This is a genomic window from Sphingomonas sp. Leaf28, assembly GCF_001421685.1.
Classification (GTDB): domain Bacteria; phylum Pseudomonadota; class Alphaproteobacteria; order Sphingomonadales; family Sphingomonadaceae; genus Sphingomonas; species Sphingomonas aurantiaca.
The window spans coordinates 1-19,254 of record NZ_LMKX01000010.1; the positions used below are offsets into that span (position 1 = coordinate 1).

The window sequence follows — 19,254 nt, forward strand, 5'->3', positions numbered from 1 at the left end:
GCGGGCGTCATCGGCGGTACCGTCAATCCCGACGGTACCTATACCGGGCCGACCTACGCCACCACGGGTGGGACGACCGCTACCACGGTGCAAGGCGCGTTCGACAACTATACCACCGCCATCACCAATACGGCAGCGGTCGCAAACCGGGGCTTTGACATCACGACCGCCCAGACGGGTACAGGTACAGTGACGGGCACCGCGGTTGCCAACGTCGCACCGGGCACGCGGCAGACGATCACGGCGGGTAACAACATCTCGATCAGTCAGAGCGGTACCGATCTTACGATCGCGACCAACCCGAACCTGGTGGCTGACAGTCTGACGACCGGTGGCACGGTCATCAACGCAGCCGGTCTCACAATCGCTGGCGGCCCGAGCCTTACGACCACGGGGATCAATGCTGGCGGGAAAACGGTGACGAACGTCGCGGCGGGGTCAATTGCTGCCGGATCGACTGATGCGGTAAACGGTTCGCAGCTTGCCGCTACCAACAGCAGCATCTCAGCACTTACCACTATTGTAGGCGGCAGCACGATCGGAGCCGTTCAGCGCCCTGGCACTGGCGACCGGCTTAACTTAGTGGCGGCAGGCGCTTCAGGCGCTGCCCCAGGCGCCGCACAGACGCTGGCGAACGTCGCAGCCGGTCTACTCGCAGCCGGTTCGACAGAGGCGGTCAATGGTGGCCAGCTTGCCGCCACCAACCTAGCGCTCGCGACACTTGGGCAAAGCGCAGTGCAATATGATGATGCAACGCGCACTGGGGTCACGCTGAACAGCGGCGGATCGCCGGTCGCCCTTCGCAACGTTGCCGCAGGTACCTTGGCGACCGACGCTGTCAACGTCGGGCAACTGGGATCCGGACTGGCGAGCACGTTGGCAGCAGCTAATGAGTATACCGACGTACGGATCAACGCGGTCAACTTCGATCTACAGACCTACAAGCGTGACGCAAACGCTGGCACGGCCGGAGCGTTGGCTTCAGCGGCGCTTCCCCAGGCCTTCGAACCGGGCAAGAGCCTCGTTGCGGGAGGCGTTGGTACATACCGTGGTCAGGCCGCCTTCGCAGTTGGCGTTTCGCGGATCTTCGACGACGGCCACACCATTCTGAAGGCCGGCGTCAACCGCGACACGCGTGGAAACAGCGGTGCCAACGCAGGCATCGGGTACCAGTTCTGACTAATAGCGGGTCGCGTCACGTGACCCGCTCCTCCAGCGGAGAACCATCATGAAGCAGTATGTCAGTTTGATCCTTGCCTTGGCCGCGCCGGCGAGCCTCCTCGTACCAAAGGGCGCGGCCTTTTCCCAAGTCCCCACTATGTCTGCGCCATCCCCACGACCACTCGTCGATGGCAGCGCGTTCAAGACAAAGTCCGCTTATGATCGGAAAAAGGGCATCGTCATCCAGCCTTCAATAGTCAGATTGATTGTGCCAGGTATGGACAAGGACGCAGTCTACCGCATCGTCGGCGCGCCGCATTTCGGCGAGACCATGACGCGCACATTCAATTACATCCTGAATCTTACGGCAACAGGCGACGACCCGATGCGCTGCCGGATGCAGGTGGTCTTCGGAACTCCCCAGCAGGGGCCGCTGGCTAGCCGTCGGCCGATCGTGCTGCGGGTTGTTTGGCAGACGTCGGCATGTGCCGACCGGGTAGGTGCGGGATGACGTCAGGACGGCGGAACCGTTGTGTGATCCGACGCGGCGGACCTAACGGCTTGGCCTGGTGCAAGCCCACGTTACGCCTCGCTGCCGCGCTTCTGGCGGCACCTGTTTCGGTCAGCACGGCTCAAACGCCCCCCGTCGACGCGCACGTCTTTGCCGAAGACACGGCGCGAGAAGTGGCAGCTTTGGTAAAGCCGGGGGCCGTCTTGATCGTCGGTGAACCTCAAGGCTATTATCAGATGGCCGTTGTCGCGCAGCTTGAGGCGAAAGGCTTTGTGACCGCTACGAGGTCGGTAAAAGGCGGGATACCTACTCGATTTTTGATGGCCGATGGCGGGCGCAGTGGGGCGGCAAAAGTCGACCTGGCGGTCGGTACCACTATCCTCTGGCGCACGTATGAGCGTTCGAGCGGAAAGCCTTCCGGGACATGGAGAAAGCAGGCACCGACGCCGACGCCGGTCGACCAAACGCTGAATGAATCCGAACAGCTGTATCAGCTCGGCCGCAGCATCGAAAATCAATCGCCAGACCGCGCAATGAGATATTATCGGCTTGCGGCGGCGTTAGGCCACAGAGAAGCAGCCTTGCGCCTGGGGCTGACCTTGATCGCGAATGGCAAAGCGGAGGAAGGCATCCGGTTCATCACCGTCGCATCAAATGCCGGTAATGCCCAAGCTGAGTACGTTCTTGGCCTGGCGTACCTCAATGGCACCGGGATCGTGAAAGACCCGATCCGCGGTCGGAGCTTGCTCGGTAAGGCGGCAGATGCGGGTATAGTTGCAGCCAGTCGGGCTTTGGGCCGCGAGGCTTTGGGCAGATGATACAACTCTTATTGCAATGATGACGCAATACCGTAATTTTATCGAGGGACCATTTATATGGTGAGATTTTCCCCTGGTATTCGATCGCATACACGAATGACCTACGTTAGGCGCCGTCTTCAATTGCTAGATATAGCTCTAAGCACTATTGAGATGACCGGAACTGCATCTCTAAAACTTGGTGATCTTGCTAAGAAAGCAAATATTACCAGTCCCGCGGTGTATAGATATTTTGCCAACGTTGACATATTAATTTTTGAGTTGCGAGAGCATTTCTTTTACAAAGAGGACATATGCAGAGAAATATCAGATCATCTTGCAAAAAGGCATAGTTCGCAGCCCGTAGGCGTGACATTCGACAATTCAATCTATGCCATGTCGCGAAATGGACAGCGAAAAATCGGAGTATCTCACTGACCAGCCGGCTAAGGGTCTGCAACCATATCTCCTCCAAAACTATGGCAGGCCAGGGCTCACTGGCGGTTGCCAAGTGGCGTCGCTCCCTCCGATCGAGGTGGTGGAGCTGAGGTAATTTACCGTCAGGACATTAACGGTATTCAGTCCTAAGATTTATAGGACAACTAGTACAAGAGGCATCCCCAAAAGTAAAACGTACTACGTCGAATAATTGACCTAATTGATCTAGATTATATACTAAATTACTAATCTATATCATATGCGGCAAATGCATGGTGATGAGCGGCGAGCGCAAATAGCAAAGATGATACTATCTACGCGTCTGAATCGTAATGTGCTATTTCCTAGTAATATGTTTAATGACCACGCATGGATAATTTTGCTTACCCTATTTGTTGCCCACGCAGAAAATAGAATATTATCCAAGTCTGAGGTAATCCATAAGTTAGGCGCTAATGTAGAAACGTGTACGCGTTGGATAAAATACCTAATTCAAAGCCGACAAGTTTTTGATATAGAAAAAGGAAAAGACTTAGTTTTATCAGATGAAACGATATCTCGCCTAAGAAGCGTATTTGACGACGTTATCACCGAAATATATGGTTTTAGTAAGTGACCTATAATGATTTGTTAGTAACAGGTATATCATTAGATATTAATATACGATTCTTATCGATCTCGGATAGGGTAATAGATCAGAACTAAGCGGGAAGGTCATCGACGGTTGGCAGTCGAGCGATCTCCACCTCACATTGGGTTGAGTCAGGAGGTCCACCGGTTGGGCCCCCGACACGGACCAGCTTTGGCGCACAGCTTATTTAGCGTGTTTTGGCGCATGAAACCGGTGGAACAGCTAAATCTCATATTTCTCTAGTGAGGTGGTGTTCGAAGTGGTCGTACCATTGGTCGGCGAGGCCAGACAATCTCAAAGATGAAGCGACCTCTTGGAACGTATGTGGCGTTTGGCGGACAGCCCTGGCCAGTCGTTGGGGATGTTCGGCGATCCTCACGATCGAACGGTAAACAACCCCGGCTATTCCCAAAATTCGATCGATTCCGAGAACGCCCTCACCGTCTCACTGGCGGTTCCCTTTTGGGAATGGCCAAAATGACCAAACCGCCCAATCGCCCAATCGCCGACGCAAAGATGGGTAATTTGCATCCGCGAAAGCGGACATTGGTTCAGCACGACTTTTGCTCCGAACCTATAAAATCGGGTTCTAGCAAAGGTTGGGGTGGGCAAATGACAAGTTCTGTTATTACAAGGCCAACGTTCTAGGCTTTGCCGGTATGTGACATGCCAATAGTAGACGGTTTGGGCTAAACGGGTGGATATGTCCGGTATCCATTATGATGGTGGACGTGTGAGATCAGCTCTTTCGTCAACCGGTGAAATCCTTTGGGGGCTCCGCTATGATGATCCTGTTGCCATCCTGATCAGCAATCTCGGCTATAGCGCCGAAACTACCCCAGCTGATCGGGCCGATATCGAGACCCAGATCGGTAAGTCTGTCCTTTTCCGCGCCCATATTGGGCGTCACGATCGTAACTACGGACCGTCCAGCCTTCTCGAAATCGCAGATTAATTGAATACCCGCCGTGCCAATATTCCGCCACTGCGTCAGGGTAGGCATAGGATGGTCGTCAGCGGGTCGGGCAAGCAGAGTCGTATACCAATCTTCGGCGCGAGCCATGTCAGTTACACATGCCACCGCATACAAGCCTTGGATGTTCATCGCCATGCTCCGATCAGCCTCATTGATAAGCTAGCTCAACGTGGTCGTCCTCCACAATATCGCAGCGCAAGCTCTCCACAATCTTGGGGTGTTGCCAGCCACCTCTCACCGAACAGTTCGCCCAATTTCAGACGTTTTTTGATCGTCTACCTCGGCGGCAGACCAAGCGAAATGCGATTAAACATGAGCTACCAGACGGACCGTCAGGTCAGATGCGCCCAGTGGAACCGAAGCCCTACGGTATTCGCTTACGGTAAATCGTTGGTTGTCGGCGACTGAGAGACTTGGTGCTCCCGCGTAATTTCGGGAGTTCTAATGCCAATTTACTATTTCGAGATTGCCGATGCTAATCCGGCTATTCCCTGTGTCGGAGAGAATTTACCGTCGCTTGCTGCAGCCCGTTGCTTCGCACTAAAATATGCAGGTCTACTTATACGTGATCAGGGCGAGGTGTTCTGGGGCGGAGAAGAGTGGGTCATGACGGTATCGGACGTAAACCACCTAACGATGTTCACGATAATGATTTGCTCCACGGCCGCGCCCGCCACCTTGAACCTCAAGATGCTGATCTGAGAAAGCCATAGGCGGCTATCCCTCGCCCCTTCCCGAATGCAGGCGGTCTGCTTTCCTCTCCGTTCCAGACATTCCCGAAATTGGATCGATTCCGAGAACGCCCTCACCGTCTCACTGGCGGTTCCCTTTTGGGAAGGTTTGGGGGGCTGAAGGCCCGGTACTATCCGATACAACCGAACGGCTTCGCTCGACCATTTTCATCAACCGAAACCATCGTGGATAGAGCCGTGGCCGCATGTCGTCGTTCCCCGGATATTAAATCCTCGGCGCTAAGATCAACACTGATGCGCACGGAACTGCGCCCGGTCATCCGTACTTCGGCGGTTAGCTCGACCATCTCGCCCTTCTGGATAGGGGAACGGAAGTCGATCCGGTCAGATGCTGCCATAACCATTACCGCCCGGGCTTGGCGGGTTGAGGCAATGAATGCCGCCTTGCCCATCATGCGAAGTGCATCACCACCATAGAGGGTGCCGTAATGGTTGGTCTGGTTCGGGAAAATCATTTCGACCATTCGCAACGGCTGCACCGCATCATGCGGAACCATCTCACCCATCGGTGGCAGAGGGTCTTCGCTTCCGACTGCGACGAGCGTGAAACGGCCTCGCGTACACAGCCGTCGTTCGCCCGATACCGGTGCCTCCGCGATCAGTTCGACCTCGACGTCGAGCGACTTACGTCCAACCCGCACGACGCAACCTGTCACCTCGACCATATCGCCGATCCGGGCAGGCGCCGCGAAATCGATCTTTTCCGAAGAGGCGGTGACGAAGGCCGCGCGACCGTGGCGTGAGGCCGCCAGGAAGGCGACCTTGTCCATATGCGCCAGAGCCACACCACCGAACAGCGTGCCGTGGTGATTGGCGTCACCGGGGAAGACCATGTCGATCAGCTGAATAGGGGTGCTGTGGTGTTCCTGTGGCATCCTGGTCCTCAATCATTCGCGAGGGCATCCAGACGCCAGCGACCAACGGGAGAGGTACACCTCTTCCTACAGCACGCAGCGGCCAGACCGGGCACCCCGCCGGTGGTCGTTATGGCGTCGAAGGCAGGTATCCTGGCTCGCGGGTCATCGTCGAAATCCCGGCCTTCCCAGCGCGGAAGCGCCAGTGGCACACGAGGGAATTTCTACTCGCCGCTTACAGTTGCGGGGGCAGCATCGGAATCGAACCGATTTCCCGTCTTAGCCTTCGGCCAATCGGCGAAGGAACCTTGACCTCACTGAGGTCGCAGGAAACGGCCCTTTACGTCAAGGCCAAGTGGCTTCGCGGACTGAGAACGGCATGGTGGGCGTAGCCGTACCACCGTCCGCCATGCTTCCACTCATGCCGCCTCATCAACATATAAAGATATCTTTATATGTTTGTTGACAATGATCGCTCGCTCGTGTCGAACGGCCACGTCGAGGTTCCCCATTCCAGGCATGGCGATGGGGCTAAGACGGGAAGCCGGTGGTGTCCTTCGGGTCAGATTCCGGCGCTGCCCCCGCAACTGTAAGCGGCGAGTGGCGGCTCCATTTCGTGTCACTGGGTTCTCGCAAGGAGCCTGGGAAGGCCGGAGCCACTGCGTTGACCCGTAAGCCAGGATACCTGCCTTCGACGCCATAACGTTCCTCGGACGGGGGTTCCTCCGGTGGATCGCGCTTGATGCGACGGTCCGTGGCTTGCCGCCATCCGGGCCTGTTCACGCCTTGCGCGCTTTCGCCTGACCTCCCGCCCGCATAGCCAGGGTGAGTCATGACGAATAGCGGGTTCATATTCTCGATCAGCAGTATCCCGTTCGACGAGGATTATCGTCCGGCCGACAACACGCGCATCACCACCAATTTTGCCAATCTCGCGCGCGGAGACAGCCGACAGGAGAATCTGCGCAACACGCTGGTGATGATCGACCATCGGTTCAACGCGCTGATGCACTGGGATAATCCCAGGGGTGATCGCTACACGCTTGAGCTGAAGATCGTCTCGGCCGCGCTCACGCTCGGGGATGGTGCCGACGACGAAGCCTTCCCGCTGATCGAGATTCTGCACACGACCGTGACCGACCGGATCAGCGGAGAGCGATCCGACGGCATGATCGGCAACAACTTCTCGTCCTATGTACGTGACTACGATTTCAGCGTCGTCCTGCCTGACCACCTGAAGGCTGGGGGTGGCGGTGCGCCAGAGGGGTTCGGCGATCTGCACGGCAACTTGTTCAAGCACTTCCTTGGCTCGAGCGCCTACCGTGACAATTTCCGCAAGCCCCCGGTTATCTGCCTCAGCGTGTCGAGCAAGGAGGTGTATCACCGGACCGCCAACGTGCATCCGATCCTCGGCGTCGAGTACCGGAACGACAAGTTTTCCTCGACCGATCAGTATTTCGCCAAGATGGGTATGAAGGTGCGCTACTTCATGCCGCCACACAGCGTCGCGCCGTTCGCCGTCTATCACACCGGCGATCTTGTCAGCGACTACACCAACCTTGAACTTGCCAGCACCATCGCAACGATGGAGACGTTCCAGAAAATCTATCGTCCTGAAATCTACAATGCGAACTCGGTCGCGGCGGAGCATTATCAGCCGAGCCTGAAGTATCAGGACTATTCGCTGACTCGCATCGTCTACGATCGCGAGGAACGTGGTTGCCTCGCTGTCGAGCAGGGCAAATTCGCCGAAGAGCATTTCATCAAGCCGCACAGTGCCGCGCTTCGGCGCTGGTCCGCGACCTGCGGCCTCTGATCCCCACGACACGAAGGTATTTGCATCATGACGACATTGTTGCCGACGACGACCGCGGGTAGCCTGCCCAAGCCTTCCTGGCTCGCCCAGCCCGAGACCTTGTGGTCGCCCTGGAAGCTGGAGGGCGACGAGCTGGTCGCTGGCAAGCAGGACGCGCTCCGCCTCGCGGTCAAGGACCAACGGCAGGCGGGTATCGACATCCTCGGTGACGGCGAGCAGACCCGCCAGCACTTCGTCACGACCTTCATCGAGCATCTCGACGGTGTCGATTTCGAGAAGCGCGAGACGGTGCGCATCCGCAACCGCTACGACGCCAGCGTGCCGACGGTCGTCGGCGCCGTATCGCGCCCGAAATCGGTCTTCGTCGACGACGCCCGTTTCCTGCGCGCGCAGACCGATCAGCCGATCAAGTGGACGCTGCCGGGGCCGATGACGATGATCGATACCCTCTACGACGCGCATTACCGGAGCCGCGAGAAGCTGGCATGGGAGTTCGCCCGCATCCTCAACGAGGAAGCCCGCGAGCTGCAGGCGGTCGGCGTCGACATCATCCAGTTCGACGAACCCGCCTTCAACGTGTTTTTCAACGAGGCGAACGACTGGGGCATCGCTGCCCTGGAGCGCGCGGCCGAAGGGATGACGGCTGAGACCGCCGTCCACATCTGCTATGGCTATGGCATCAAGGCTAACACCGACTGGAAGAAGACGCTCGGCTCCGAATGGCGCCAGTACGAGGAAACCTTCCCCAACCTGCAAAGGTCGAAGATCGATATCATCTCGCTCGAATGCCAGAACTCGCGCGTGCCGATGGACCTGATCGAGCTCGTCCGCGGCAAGAAGGTGATGGTCGGCGCGATAGACGTCGCGACCGACACGATCGAGACGCCGGAGCAGGTTGCCGAAACATTGCGCAATGCGCTGCGCTTCGTCGATGCCGACAAGCTCTTGCCCGCCACCAACTGCGGGATGGCGCCGCTGTCGCGCGACGTCGCTCGGGGCAAGCTCCAGGCGCTGAGTGCCGGCGCGGAAATTGTGCGGCGAGAGATACTCGGCTGATCACGGCGGTGTTGCATCGCCAGCGCGGAACGGGTCCCAGGCTGGCGATGCCCTCGGCCAGGTCAGAAATTGACCCTGGTACCCAGACGCAAGGTTCGTGGTTCGACCACACGACTCAACCGGCCATCCGTTGGCCCTGAAGCGTCAAACGAGGGAATATAGGATTCGTAAAAATAGGCGATGTCCTTGTCACGGCTGTCGAGAATGTTGAGCACCTCGCCATACACCTCGAACCGGCCGATTTTGCGGGCCGCCCGGACGTTGACGACGGTGCTTCCTGAATCCCGGACGCTATTGTCTTCGATCAGCGGATAAGGCCCGAGGTGACGGACGCGAACGCTTGCCTCCCACGGATCGAGCACCAGCGCGATCCCGGCGGATGCGGCGTTCTCGAAGGCGTTCGGAATGCGATCACCATTGTCGTACCGCGACCGGCTCGCGGTGTAATTGCCGTCGATCGCAAGCCACGGCCTGGGCCGCCAGAACGCCACCAGTTCATAGCCACGACGCTCGCTGGCACCGGTCGGTTCGACCGCGTTGGAATCTCCGACGAAGCGCAGTTCGCTGTCGACGTCGAGCCACCAATAGGTCGCGGTCAGCGTAATGCCGGGTAACTGCCACCGGGCGCCGACTTCACGGCCGTTGCCGCGGACCAGCACAGGCACCGGCGTTTCGACGTTTACCGCGCCGCGGACGTCGTTGGAGTGGAACCCACGTCCCCAGTTGCCGTAGAACTCCAGCCGATCGGTCGGCGAGTACGCGATCGATGCCTTGGGCGATAGGATCGTGTCGTCGCCGCTGCCTTCCCCGGCCAACACCGCCGCCTGATCCCGCGCGCGAACGACGTAGTGATAATAGTCCCCGCGGACCCCACCGATCAGGCGGAGGCCCTTAACCGGCGTCCATGTCGCTTCGCCATACAAAGCTGCCGACGCTTCCTCGACATGGTAGCGGCCGAGCGATGACAGGAACGATCGCGCGCTGGTGCGGTACACACCGACGCTACCGATATGGTCGTAGCGCTCTTCGGTACCGAGCGAGACGGCGAGGGTCGGCGCGAGCGTCCAGCGCTTTTCGCCCCGTGCACCGACGATCCAGCGTTTGTCGAACTGGCGGATTTGCGCGCTGGTCCCGTCCGGATCGGTGTAGGTCGGGTTCGAATACATCGACCAGTCGTAGAACTGACCATACACATTGGCGTGCCAGTCCGGCTGGCGGACCGCGATATTGCCGACCAACCGTGTGGTCTCGCCGCGTGCAGTCGGATCGGGTGAGCAGAAGACGTCCTTGCAGAGCGCGGTACCGATTATGCGCTCCGGAATTTGTTCGGTCGGACGCCAGGTCGCGCGGTAGGCGTTGAGCGACGCTTCGATCTGGCCTGCACCGGCTGGAGCAGTATATTTCGCGAAGCCAGAGGCATGGCGCAGATGCTCAGGCTCCTCCCAAGGGCCGTCATAGACCTTGGTCTGCGCGACGAGCGTCAGTTTGCCGGTGCCGATCCCGTCGATCGTGCCACCCGCGGCGATCCGGCCATAGCCATAAGAGCCGCCCTCGACCGACAGGAACGGCCGGGCGAGGCCATCGATCGTGGTCATGTACGCAGCCCCCGCCAGCGCGAAGTCGCCGCCATCGGCACGGTATGGCCCTTTGCGAAAATCCTCGCGCGCGACGATCTCCGGGATCAGTCCGTTGAGATCGAGATAGCCCTGGCCGTGACCGTGCGTGCGCAGGTTCATCTGCACCCCGTCGATATAGGTCGTGAAGTCCGAGCCGTGATCGAGATTGAAGCCACGCAGGAAATACTGGTTGGCCTTGCCGCTGCCCGAATGCTGCGCAGCGACCATCCCGGGAATCGCTTCCAGCAGTTCGGCGACGCGCAGCAGCGGGCGAACCAGAAGGTCGGCCCCGGCGACGGTGCCCTCACTCGCTGCATGCGCAACACCGATCTTCGCTTCGCCGCGGCCGAACACGACGATGTCGTTTGGTGCCTGTGACGGCACAGCCTCGGTGTCTTGCCCCTGAGCCCATGCGGGTGTGGTGCTACATGCCGAAGCGATAGCTATGCATTCGAGCCATTTTGTTCGTAATCTCAGATTCTTCATGTCCGTCCCCCGTGCGCCAAGCGACTTTGGACGGGGGCGTCCGCTGTGAACGGTCGGCGCGCGTCGGCAGGCGGACGCAAGCGCCCGCGACACGAACCGATGCGACCCCCGCCGCTCGTTCGTCGCTCAGACGGAAGAACCGTGCCCCGACCATCCCCTGGACCAAAGCAAGAGCGACCAGACGCTGGCAGGTCTCCTGGCTCACGGGTCGTCGCTCGACATACGGCCTTCCCGGATCTCGGCCGTTACGGCGTTGGTCCAGTGGCTGCACCCTCCAGAAGAGGACGCGATGTACGTCTCGCTCGCCGCTTACAGTTGCAGGGACAGCCTCGGCTTCGGGAGAGCGTCTCCCACACCGTGTTCCCTATTAAGTCCCTCTCGGGACACCAACGCGATCATTGTCGGGTCGGAGACACTTCTCCGGCCTGACGGACATTGCGTACCGGGGAAGGTTCCGATCGGCAAGACAGCCTCGGCCTTCTCTGATCCCGTCCGTTTGCAGGGTAGATCGACACGGCAATGACAGGACTGCCTGCCTGCGCTACCCGCGTTCGGTGTTCGCCGTTCGTCGCCTCCTAGCGCAACGCTACTTCGCGGCCTCGTGTGCGCGGCAACGCTGTTGCTCAAGCTGCTCGTACCGACCGGGTACATGATCGGCAGCGAGCACGGCCGGATCACAATCGAGCTATGTTCCGGCGTCGCCCCTCGAGCCGTGACGATGGCAATGCCGGGTATGCACGGCGACATGCCTGATCACAGCAAGTCGCGGGACCACGGCAAGGCTGAAATGCCGTGCGCGTTTGCGGGCCTGTCAGCCGCAACGCTCGGTGCGATCGATCCTATTCAGCTCGTCATCCTGATCGCCTTCGTCATGGCGGTCGGGCTTTCACCGACCGTGCTGCCGGCGATCACTCGCGTCAGCTACCTGCGCCGCGCTGGCCTCCGCCCGCGCACGTGGCCGGCATGGCGGTCGTCCGTTCAAGATGACACCTGCCAAGCTGCGCCTCGCCCAGGCGGCGATGGGCAAGCCGGAAACCAAGGTTGCAGACCTGTGCGCCGAACTCGGCGTCACGCGTTAGACGCTATACCGGGACGTTACTCCGCAAGGTGAGATCAGACCCGATGGTGAAAAACTGCTGTCGCGCAAAAGGACGAGCGCATGACCACTCAACCGAAGATGCCGGTAAAAGCTTTACCCGACGCCACACGTCGCGCAGCCGCCTTTCGGCGTATGCGCGAAGCGCAGCGCACCGAAGTCGCCGAGGATTATGTCGAACTGATCGGCGACCTGATCGCGATGATCGGGGAGGCGCGGCTGACCGATCTGGCCGAGCATCTCGGCGTCAGCCATGGGACAGCGGCCAAGGTCGTGCAGCGGCTGCAACGGGAGGGGCTGGTCGAAAGCCTGCCCTACCGATCGATCTTCCTGACCGAACGCGGGGCCGAGGTGGCGGCCATGTCACGGGACCGGCATCGCATTGTTCATGACTTCCTGCGCGCCTTGGGAGTGAGCGAGGCTGTTGCCGAGGCGGATGCGGAGGGCATTGAGCATCACGTCAGTAAGGAAACCCTGGAAGCCTTCATCCGACATACGAAAACCCTGGTCGCCGATCGCTAGTCGAATTGCCATTGCTCCACAATTAAGCCGAGGCTAAATCATGTAGCCTTGTATGGAGTGAGCAATGCTTGGACAGGCCTTGACGGTGATGATCGCGCCTGTCGCCGCGTCGCAGGAAGCAGCTCCACCAGCGAAATCTGCGGCATCGACCCCCGACCACGATCACTCAGATATCGTGGTGACCGGACGCAGCGAACGCCGCATCGGTACGGCTCAGTCCGCCAGCGAAGGTGTCGTCTCGGGGGCCGAACTGCGCGTCCACCCGCTGTTGCGCACCAGCGAACTGGCCGAAGCCGTGCCGGGGATGATCGCGGTTCAGCATTCGGGGGGCGGCAAGGCCGCGCAATATCTCATCCGCGGCTACAACCTCGACCACGGCACCGACTTCAGCATCGCGATCGACGGGATGCCGTATAATCTGCGTAGTCATGCGCACGGCCACGGCTATCTCGACCTGAACGGCCTGATCCCGGAAACGGTCGATCACATAGCGTATCGCAAAGGCCCGTACCGGGCGGCGGATGGCGATTTCTCGTTCGTCGCCGCGGCATCTCTCGATACGCTGGATCGGTTCGAGCGTCCGTTCGCTTCGGTGACGGCGGGCAGCTACGGCTATCACCGGCTCGCGGTCGGCGGGTCGTTAGATATCGGACCGGGCACGCTGTTGCTCGCCACCGAGGTGAAGGCGAACGACGGGCGCTGGCAGTTGCTCGAACGGCTGCACCATGTCGGCGCGTTTGGCAAATATACCTTGGAGACCGGCATCGGCACCCTGCGCGCCAGCCTGTCGCTCTACGATGCGCGTTGGCGCCCGACCGAGCAGATTCCGGTCCGTGCGATCGGCAACCAGATCCCAGACCGGTTCGGTACGCTCGACCCGTTCCTGCGCGGCAGTACGAACCGCGAGGTGTTCAACATAGGCCTGACCGGCGATCATCTGACGGCGACGGCCTATGCACAGCATTACCGGTTCGATCTGCTATCCAACTTCACGTTCTTCCTGAATGACCCGGTGCGCGGCGACGAACTGGAGCAAGCGGAGAATCGCTGGACCTATGGTGCGCGGATCGCGCGGCGGTTTGAACTCGCCGACGCCCTCACGCTGACGATCGGGGCCGACGGCCAGACCGACCGTATCGACCGCCTCGGTCTCTACCATACGCAGTTCGGCCAACGGATCGGCACCACCAGTCTAGTGGATGCGACCGAGACATCGCTGAGCGGCTATGCTGAGGCCAGCTGGAAGCCCGTCGAGCGGATCAGCCTGCTGGCAGGCGCGCGCATCGATCATTTCCGTTTCCGCACCACCGCCCGCGCCGGCGCGGGGTTCACCGGGGCGGTCAATGACACTATCGCGACACCGAAAGCCGGGGCGAACATACAGGTCGCACGCGGGCTGGCGATCTATGCGAACTATGGCCAAGGGTTTCACTCCAATGCCATTCGCGGGGTGATTGCGCCCGGCGATGCGACGCCGGCCCTGGCACGCGCGACCGGATACGAGGTCGGCACCCGGTTCGAGCGCGGCCCGCTGATCCTGGCGATCGATCACTGGTGGAGCCGCGCGTCGAGCGAACTGGTCTATTCGGGGGACGACGGCACGGTCAGCCCGACCGGCCCGAGCCGACGGCGTGGCTATGAAGTCACCGCCTACCTCAAGCCGGTGCGTTGGCTGGCGATCGATGCCGTTTACGCCACCAATCATGCGCGCTTTGTCGATGCGCCGGGCGGGGATCGCATCCCCAACGCGCTGGAGGGGGCGGGTGAGCTTGGCCTCGCCACGATCTTCGGTCGCTTCAATGCGGCGGTCCGCGTCCGCTACCTGGGGCCGCATCCCTTGATCGAGGACAACAGTGTCCGGTCCCCTGCCACGACCGTCGTCAACCTGCGCGCGGCACGTCGGTTCGGCCCCGTCGAGGTGACCGCCGAGATGCTCAACATCTTCGACACCGCGCGTGCCGACGCGGACTATTACTATGCGTCAAGACTGCCCGGTGAACCGGTCGACGGGATCGAAGGCATCCACAGCCGTACTGTCGAACCCAGAATGTTGCGCATCGGAGCGACGATCACGCTGTAGCGAGGTGCTAGACCGGACCACCCCTGAGCTTAGCGTACGTTTTCGAACATCCTTTCACCGGTCTCCCATATGACAAACAACTACACGCGCGGGCCATACAGGGGGCCATCAAATCTTGAAGCCGGCGCGCACCAGAAACTGGCGTGGCGCACCAGGCTGGATCCACACCCGCGAGTAGCTGCTGGACGAATAGTCCCGATCGAACAGATTGGTGACCTCACCCGAGATCCGGACAGTAGCGGTCACGTCTACGGCAGCGTGGAGCCTGATTGTCGTGTAGGCCGGCAGCTTGAAGAACGAACCGTCCGGAAAACGGTACCCGGTCTCGCCAAGCCGCTGACCCGCATAGTTGACGCCGCCACCGATCGTCAGCGTGCGATCACCCAAGGTAAAGTCCTTGAACAGCAGCGCGGAGCCGCTGGTTTCCGGGATGTTTATGAGCGGATCGCCAATACGCAGTTGGTAACCGAAATTGGGATCCGATGCCGCGGCTCTGACTTCCGCATCGAGATAGGCGAAGGTCACAGCTAGCCGCAGATCGGCAGGCAGCGACAGGTCCGCATCGAACTCGATACCCCGACTGCGCGCCTTGCCCAATGCGCGCGAAAATCCGGGATTGGTCGGATCGGCGGTCAGCACATTTTCCTTGTCGAGCTGGAACAGCGCAATCGTTCCAGTCAGCCGCTCCTCAAGGGCGGCGAACTTGGCGCCCACTTCATAGCTTTGCGTATATTCGGGCTGGAACAACGTGGCGGCGCCGCGCGTGTCAGGTGCGCCCGTGCCGGCATTCGCCCGAAAGCCGCGGGCATAGCTGGCGTAAAGGGTCAACGGCACACCCACGACATAGGCGATACCGACCTGCGGGCTAAAACGCTGCTGCACCTGCCGTGCGGCGAGCGCTGGTACGCCGGCCCCGCTGCGGATGCGGAAATCGACTTGCTGTTCCAGATGATCGTAGCGACCGCCGAGGCGTACCTTCAGTGCGTCGGTGATATCGATCTGGTCCTGGAGATACAGTCCCCAACTCCACTGCCGCTCGCGTTGATCGGTGAACGGCACGAGTGAGGGCAAATTGCCATAAACGGGTGCAAAGACGTTGATCGCGTTCGCACCGGCGAGCTGGGCAGGCGTCGCCGACGCACTCAGCGCGTTCGCACCGGTGCCGGGACGGAACCGGTCCTGACGGGTGGCCAGGTCAAACTCGTCGTAATCAGCACCGAACAGCAGGTGATGTCGGATGCTACCGGTGTCGAGGTGCCCGCTCAGTTCAGCGCGGAACACCAGATTCCTGGTGTCATAGTTTCGGAACCGCCGCTGGCGCGACAGGATCGGCGTCGTCGCAACGGCAGCGTTGCTGAAATAGGGCTGACGCCCGTCGACATTCTCGGGATCGCTGGAGAAACCCTCAAGGCTGGTGTTGCGATAGGAGCCACCGAGCAGCAGCGACCAGCGCGTGCTAAAGTCATGCTGGAGCTGCACCTGATGGCCCAATGCATCGACGACGATGTCGCCGTCGCCTGGCTCCCCAAGAAAGAGCCCGCGTGGCAAGCCCTGCGGATCGCCGTCAACGGCCGCGATGCCGCGATCGAACGGCGCTTCCTGGCGCACATATTCCAGTTCGTAGGACAGCCGAGTGTCGCGATCGAGCGCGGCCAGGACGGACGGCGTCACCGTATATTTCTTGAAATGCACAAAATCGCGGAAGCTGTCGCCCTCATCATAGGCGCCGGTCACACGCAGCGCGACACTGCCGGCGATCGGCGCGTTGATATCCGCCTCGCCCCGGAACCGATCGAAGGTCCCATAGGCCGCGGTCACGCCCGCCGCGAAGCGATCGAACTGCGGCTTCTTGGTAACGATGTTGATCGCGCCGCCCGGTTCGCCGCGGCCGAATAGCGCCGAAGACGGGCCTTTCAGTATCTCGATCCGCTCGACATTCGATGTGTCGCGGATGCCGCCATAGCCGCGCGAGGCGGGAAAGCCGTTGAGCAGGTAACTGCTCGCGGTATTGTCGTCGCCCGCGAAGCCGCGAATAGAGAAACTGTCGAAGAACCCGCCGAAATTGTTCTGGCGCGAAACACCGCTGGCGAAATCGAGCGCGTCATCGAGCCGGACGATCCCGGCATCGGCGAGCTTCTCGGCGGACAGAACCTGCACGCTCTGGGGCAGTTCGCGCAAGGGCACGTCGCCGCGATACTGCTGGCGCAGGCCAGTCACGGTGATGTCGGCATTGCCGTCGGCCGTTTCGGTCGCCCCGGCCTGATCGTCGGGGATCGCCTTCGCGGCTTGTGCTGCCGCGCGATCTGCCGTCAGCAGCGCCGCCCCTGTCAGTAGCATCATCTTCCATTGCGTCGCCACGTTATCCCCCTTCGTGGAACTAATCGGCAGCTCTTGCTGCTGCGCAGCAAATCATGCAAGAGGAAAGATATGTTATCTCATCGTGTCCTCTTCGGATCCTCGCGTGGAACTTGCCGCTTCGCCCTCCTGCTCTCCACAGTGTTGCTGCCGCTCTCGTCGCCTGCGCACGCGCAAGCAGTTGATGTTCAAAGCGTTCTGCCCCCTGTGTTGCCTTGGTCGGGAGCGAGCGAGCGACTGATCGTGGGCGCGGACGACCCCTGGATCACGCCGGCCGAACGTGCCGGTTTCCAAACCACTCCCACCTATGCCGAGACACGAGCCTGGCTGAAAAGGCTCGTCAAAGCATCGCCGCTTTTGAAAATGGAGACGTTTGGTAGAAGCGGGGAAGGACGTGATCTCCTGATGGTCCGAGCGCACAAGGGTGCCGCGCGCAAGCCGGTCGTGCTTGTCCAAGGGGGCATTCATTCCGGCGAGATCGACGGCAAGGACGCCGGACTGATGTTGCTGCGGGACATAGCATTGCGCGGCAAGGACGGCCTCCTTGATCGCGTCGATCTGGTGTTCGTGCCGATCTACAACGTCGATGGGCACGAGCAGCGCAGCGCGTACAATTTCGTGCATGTGCGCGGGCCGGCGCAAAAGGGTACCGATGCCAACGCACGCAGCATCGATCTGAACCGCGACTATGCCAAGGCGGACGCGCCCGAAACGCGCGCGATGATCGGGCTGATCCGCTCGCTTGACCCGATCCTCTACATTGACTGCCATGTCAGCGAAGGCTTCGACATGCAGTATGACGTGACCTACACCTATGCGGGGTGGGGGACGTATGCGCGCCATCGCGCGACCGCCGACTGGCTTCAGACGCGGTTCGGCCCGGCGGTGTCCAGCGCGCTGACCGCGTCCGGCCACACGCCGATCATATACCCCAGCCCGATTGATACGCGGAATCCGACCCGCGGAATCCGCTACAGCCCCGAAGGGCCGCGCTATTCCACCGGTTATGGCGATTTCATCGGCATGCCGACGGTGCTGGTCGAGAACCACATGCTCAAGCCCTATCGGCAGCGCGTGCTCGGCACCTATGTGCTCCTGGAAGAGGCGTTAAGGGTCGCGGCACGCGACGCGAAGCAAATCGCGGCTGCCAAGGCTGCGGACCGGGCAAGCCGCCCGGCGACACTGATGACGAAGTGGAAACCGCGAGAAACGCCGATCGGGTGGGTCGAGAATTTCAAGGGAGTTGCGTTCGAATGGTATCGATCGCCCGCGACCGGGCGGCTGGAACAGCGCTGGCTGGGTCGGCCCGTTACCTGGCGCATGCCGATCATCGGGCAGGAGCCGACTGAAACGGTGCGGCTACCCACCGCCTGGTGGGTGCCGCCTGCACAGACGGAGGTGATCGACCGGCTGCGACTGCACGGTATCGGCTTCGAGGTGCTTCCCGCGCCGCGGGCGATGACGCTTGATCGCACCACTTTGCTCGACCCGAAGTTGAAAGCGCCGAGTGAAGGCCGCGTGCCGGTAGAAACGCGGCTTGTTCACGCTTCCGTCCGCGAGACAATGCCAGCCGGCAGCCTGCGCGTGCCAGCCGACCAGCCGCTGGGGCTGCTTGCCGCGTCGCTGCTGGAGCCGGAAAGCCAGGACTCGTTCCTTGCCTGGGGCTTCTTTCCCGAGGTAGTGGCAGGGGCGCAAGTGGCGGAAGCGTTCGTGTCGGCGCCGCTGGCCGAAGCGATGCTCGCGGCCGACACAACGCTGCGTACGGCATTCGAAGCGAAGCTCGCTGCCAAGCCGGAATTTGCCGCCGATCCGCAAGCGCGGCTGACCTGGTTCGCGGAGCGGCTACCGAACAGTCAGGTGCGCGTCTATCCCGTCCGCCGTGAGGAGTGACCGCGGTATCGCTTCCCAAAGGTGCGGAAGTCGCTTGCTGGCTTGCCAGGGCCACAACCACTGGTTCTGGCACCAGAGCGATGAAGAACCTGTCGAACGAATAGTTCAAAAAGGGATAGTCGTCAGAAGCGCCGACCCGCGTGTCGCGCGCTCCCAGCCCCCTTTCTCACCATGCGATGTTGCAACGCAGTAACAACGCCGTATGATACGCTATATC

14 protein-coding genes, 1 pseudogene and 3 riboswitches are annotated in these 19,254 nt (G+C 60.6%); of the genes and pseudogenes, 11 read left to right on the plus strand and 4 right to left on the minus strand.

Going from position 1 to position 19,254, the window contains the following annotated elements; translation table 11 throughout:
* From ASE79_RS15485 to ASE79_RS22070, 4 genes are all read left to right on the plus strand, one after another.
* A partial coding sequence (locus ASE79_RS15485) for a YadA family autotransporter adhesin (protein WP_200910397.1) occupies window positions 1-1,179 on the plus strand: 1,179 nt, incomplete at its 5' end.
* A 49-nt stretch (window positions 1,180-1,228) separates the two neighbouring features.
* Window positions 1,229-1,672 carry an outer membrane protein assembly factor BamE domain-containing protein gene (gene bamE / locus ASE79_RS15490; protein ID WP_056418667.1) on the plus strand — a complete coding sequence of 148 codons (444 nt, stop codon included), beginning with the start codon at window positions 1,229-1,231 and terminating at the stop codon, window positions 1,670-1,672.
* Between the two features lie 203 nt (window positions 1,673-1,875).
* Window positions 1,876-2,490, plus strand: coding sequence for a tetratricopeptide repeat protein (locus ASE79_RS15495; protein WP_235516968.1), 615 nt, complete (start codon window positions 1,876-1,878; stop codon window positions 2,488-2,490).
* Window positions 2,491-2,586: 96 nt separating this feature from the next.
* Window positions 2,587-2,907 carry a TetR/AcrR family transcriptional regulator gene (locus ASE79_RS22070; protein WP_416354519.1) on the plus strand — a complete coding sequence of 107 codons (321 nt, stop codon included), beginning with the start codon at window positions 2,587-2,589 and terminating at the stop codon, window positions 2,905-2,907.
* 1,382 nt (window positions 2,908-4,289) lie between these two features.
* Here ASE79_RS22070 and ASE79_RS15500 read toward each other — a convergent pair.
* A complete protein-coding gene (locus ASE79_RS15500) occupies window positions 4,290-4,649 on the minus strand; it encodes a VOC family protein (protein ID WP_082445367.1) in 360 nt (119 codons plus the stop codon).
* A 309-nt stretch (window positions 4,650-4,958) separates the two neighbouring features.
* On the opposite strand from ASE79_RS15500, the gene ASE79_RS21065 reads away from it, so the two are divergent.
* Window positions 4,959-5,216, plus strand: coding sequence for a DUF6894 family protein (locus ASE79_RS21065; protein WP_146168888.1), 258 nt, complete (start codon window positions 4,959-4,961; stop codon window positions 5,214-5,216).
* A gap of 160 nt (window positions 5,217-5,376) precedes the next feature.
* Here ASE79_RS21065 and ASE79_RS15505 read toward each other — a convergent pair whose 3' ends face one another.
* Complete coding sequence (locus ASE79_RS15505; protein ID WP_200910398.1) at window positions 5,377-6,141, minus strand: acyl-CoA thioesterase; 765 nt, start codon at window positions 6,139-6,141, stop codon at window positions 5,377-5,379.
* 104 nt (window positions 6,142-6,245) lie between these two features.
* Window positions 6,246-6,446, minus strand: a riboswitch (cobalamin riboswitch).
* Between the two features lie 158 nt (window positions 6,447-6,604).
* Window positions 6,605-6,828: riboswitch (cobalamin riboswitch) on the plus strand.
* 124 nt (window positions 6,829-6,952) lie between these two features.
* On the opposite strand from ASE79_RS15505, the gene ASE79_RS15510 reads away from it, so the two are divergent.
* Both ASE79_RS15510 and ASE79_RS15515 read left to right on the plus strand, forming a co-directional pair.
* Window positions 6,953-7,936, plus strand: a complete 984-nt coding sequence (locus ASE79_RS15510) for a putative oxygenase MesX (protein ID WP_056418674.1) — start codon at window positions 6,953-6,955, stop codon at window positions 7,934-7,936.
* Window positions 7,937-7,963: 27 nt separating this feature from the next.
* Window positions 7,964-8,992, plus strand: a complete 1,029-nt coding sequence (locus tag ASE79_RS15515; RefSeq protein ID WP_056418676.1) for a methionine synthase — start codon at window positions 7,964-7,966, stop codon at window positions 8,990-8,992.
* A gap of 62 nt (window positions 8,993-9,054) precedes the next feature.
* Here the strand turns inward: ASE79_RS15515 and ASE79_RS15520 are convergent, their stop codons facing one another.
* Window positions 9,055-11,094: a TonB-dependent receptor gene (locus ASE79_RS15520; RefSeq protein WP_082445368.1), complete on the minus strand. Its 2,040-nt coding sequence runs from the start codon at window positions 11,092-11,094 to the stop codon at window positions 9,055-9,057.
* 168 nt (window positions 11,095-11,262) lie between these two features.
* A riboswitch (cobalamin riboswitch) is annotated at window positions 11,263-11,500 on the minus strand.
* A 517-nt stretch (window positions 11,501-12,017) separates the two neighbouring features.
* Here ASE79_RS15520 and ASE79_RS20460 point away from each other — a divergent pair.
* From ASE79_RS20460 to ASE79_RS15530, 3 genes and pseudogenes are all read left to right on the plus strand, one after another.
* Window positions 12,018-12,257: pseudogene (locus ASE79_RS20460) on the plus strand (recombinase family protein); the annotation flags it as partial.
* Window positions 12,254-12,712, plus strand: a complete 459-nt coding sequence (gene mntR, locus ASE79_RS15525; protein WP_056418680.1) for a manganese-binding transcriptional regulator MntR — start codon at window positions 12,254-12,256, stop codon at window positions 12,710-12,712. The pseudogene ASE79_RS20460 and the gene mntR, both read left to right, overlap by 4 nt.
* Before the next feature lie 64 nt (window positions 12,713-12,776).
* On the plus strand, window positions 12,777-14,792 hold the full coding sequence (locus ASE79_RS15530; protein ID WP_082445369.1) for a TonB-dependent receptor: 2,016 nt from the start codon (window positions 12,777-12,779) through the stop codon (window positions 14,790-14,792).
* 108 nt (window positions 14,793-14,900) lie between these two features.
* Here the strand turns inward: ASE79_RS15530 and ASE79_RS15535 are convergent, their stop codons facing one another.
* On the minus strand, window positions 14,901-17,150 hold the full coding sequence (locus ASE79_RS15535; protein WP_056418685.1) for a TonB-dependent siderophore receptor: 2,250 nt from the start codon (window positions 17,148-17,150) through the stop codon (window positions 14,901-14,903).
* A 138-nt stretch (window positions 17,151-17,288) separates the two neighbouring features.
* On the opposite strand from ASE79_RS15535, the gene ASE79_RS15540 reads away from it, so the two are divergent.
* Window positions 17,289-19,037 carry a M14 family metallopeptidase gene (locus ASE79_RS15540; RefSeq protein ID WP_056418689.1) on the plus strand — a complete coding sequence of 583 codons (1,749 nt, stop codon included), beginning with the start codon at window positions 17,289-17,291 and terminating at the stop codon, window positions 19,035-19,037.
* Window positions 19,038-19,254 lie beyond the last annotated feature (217 nt).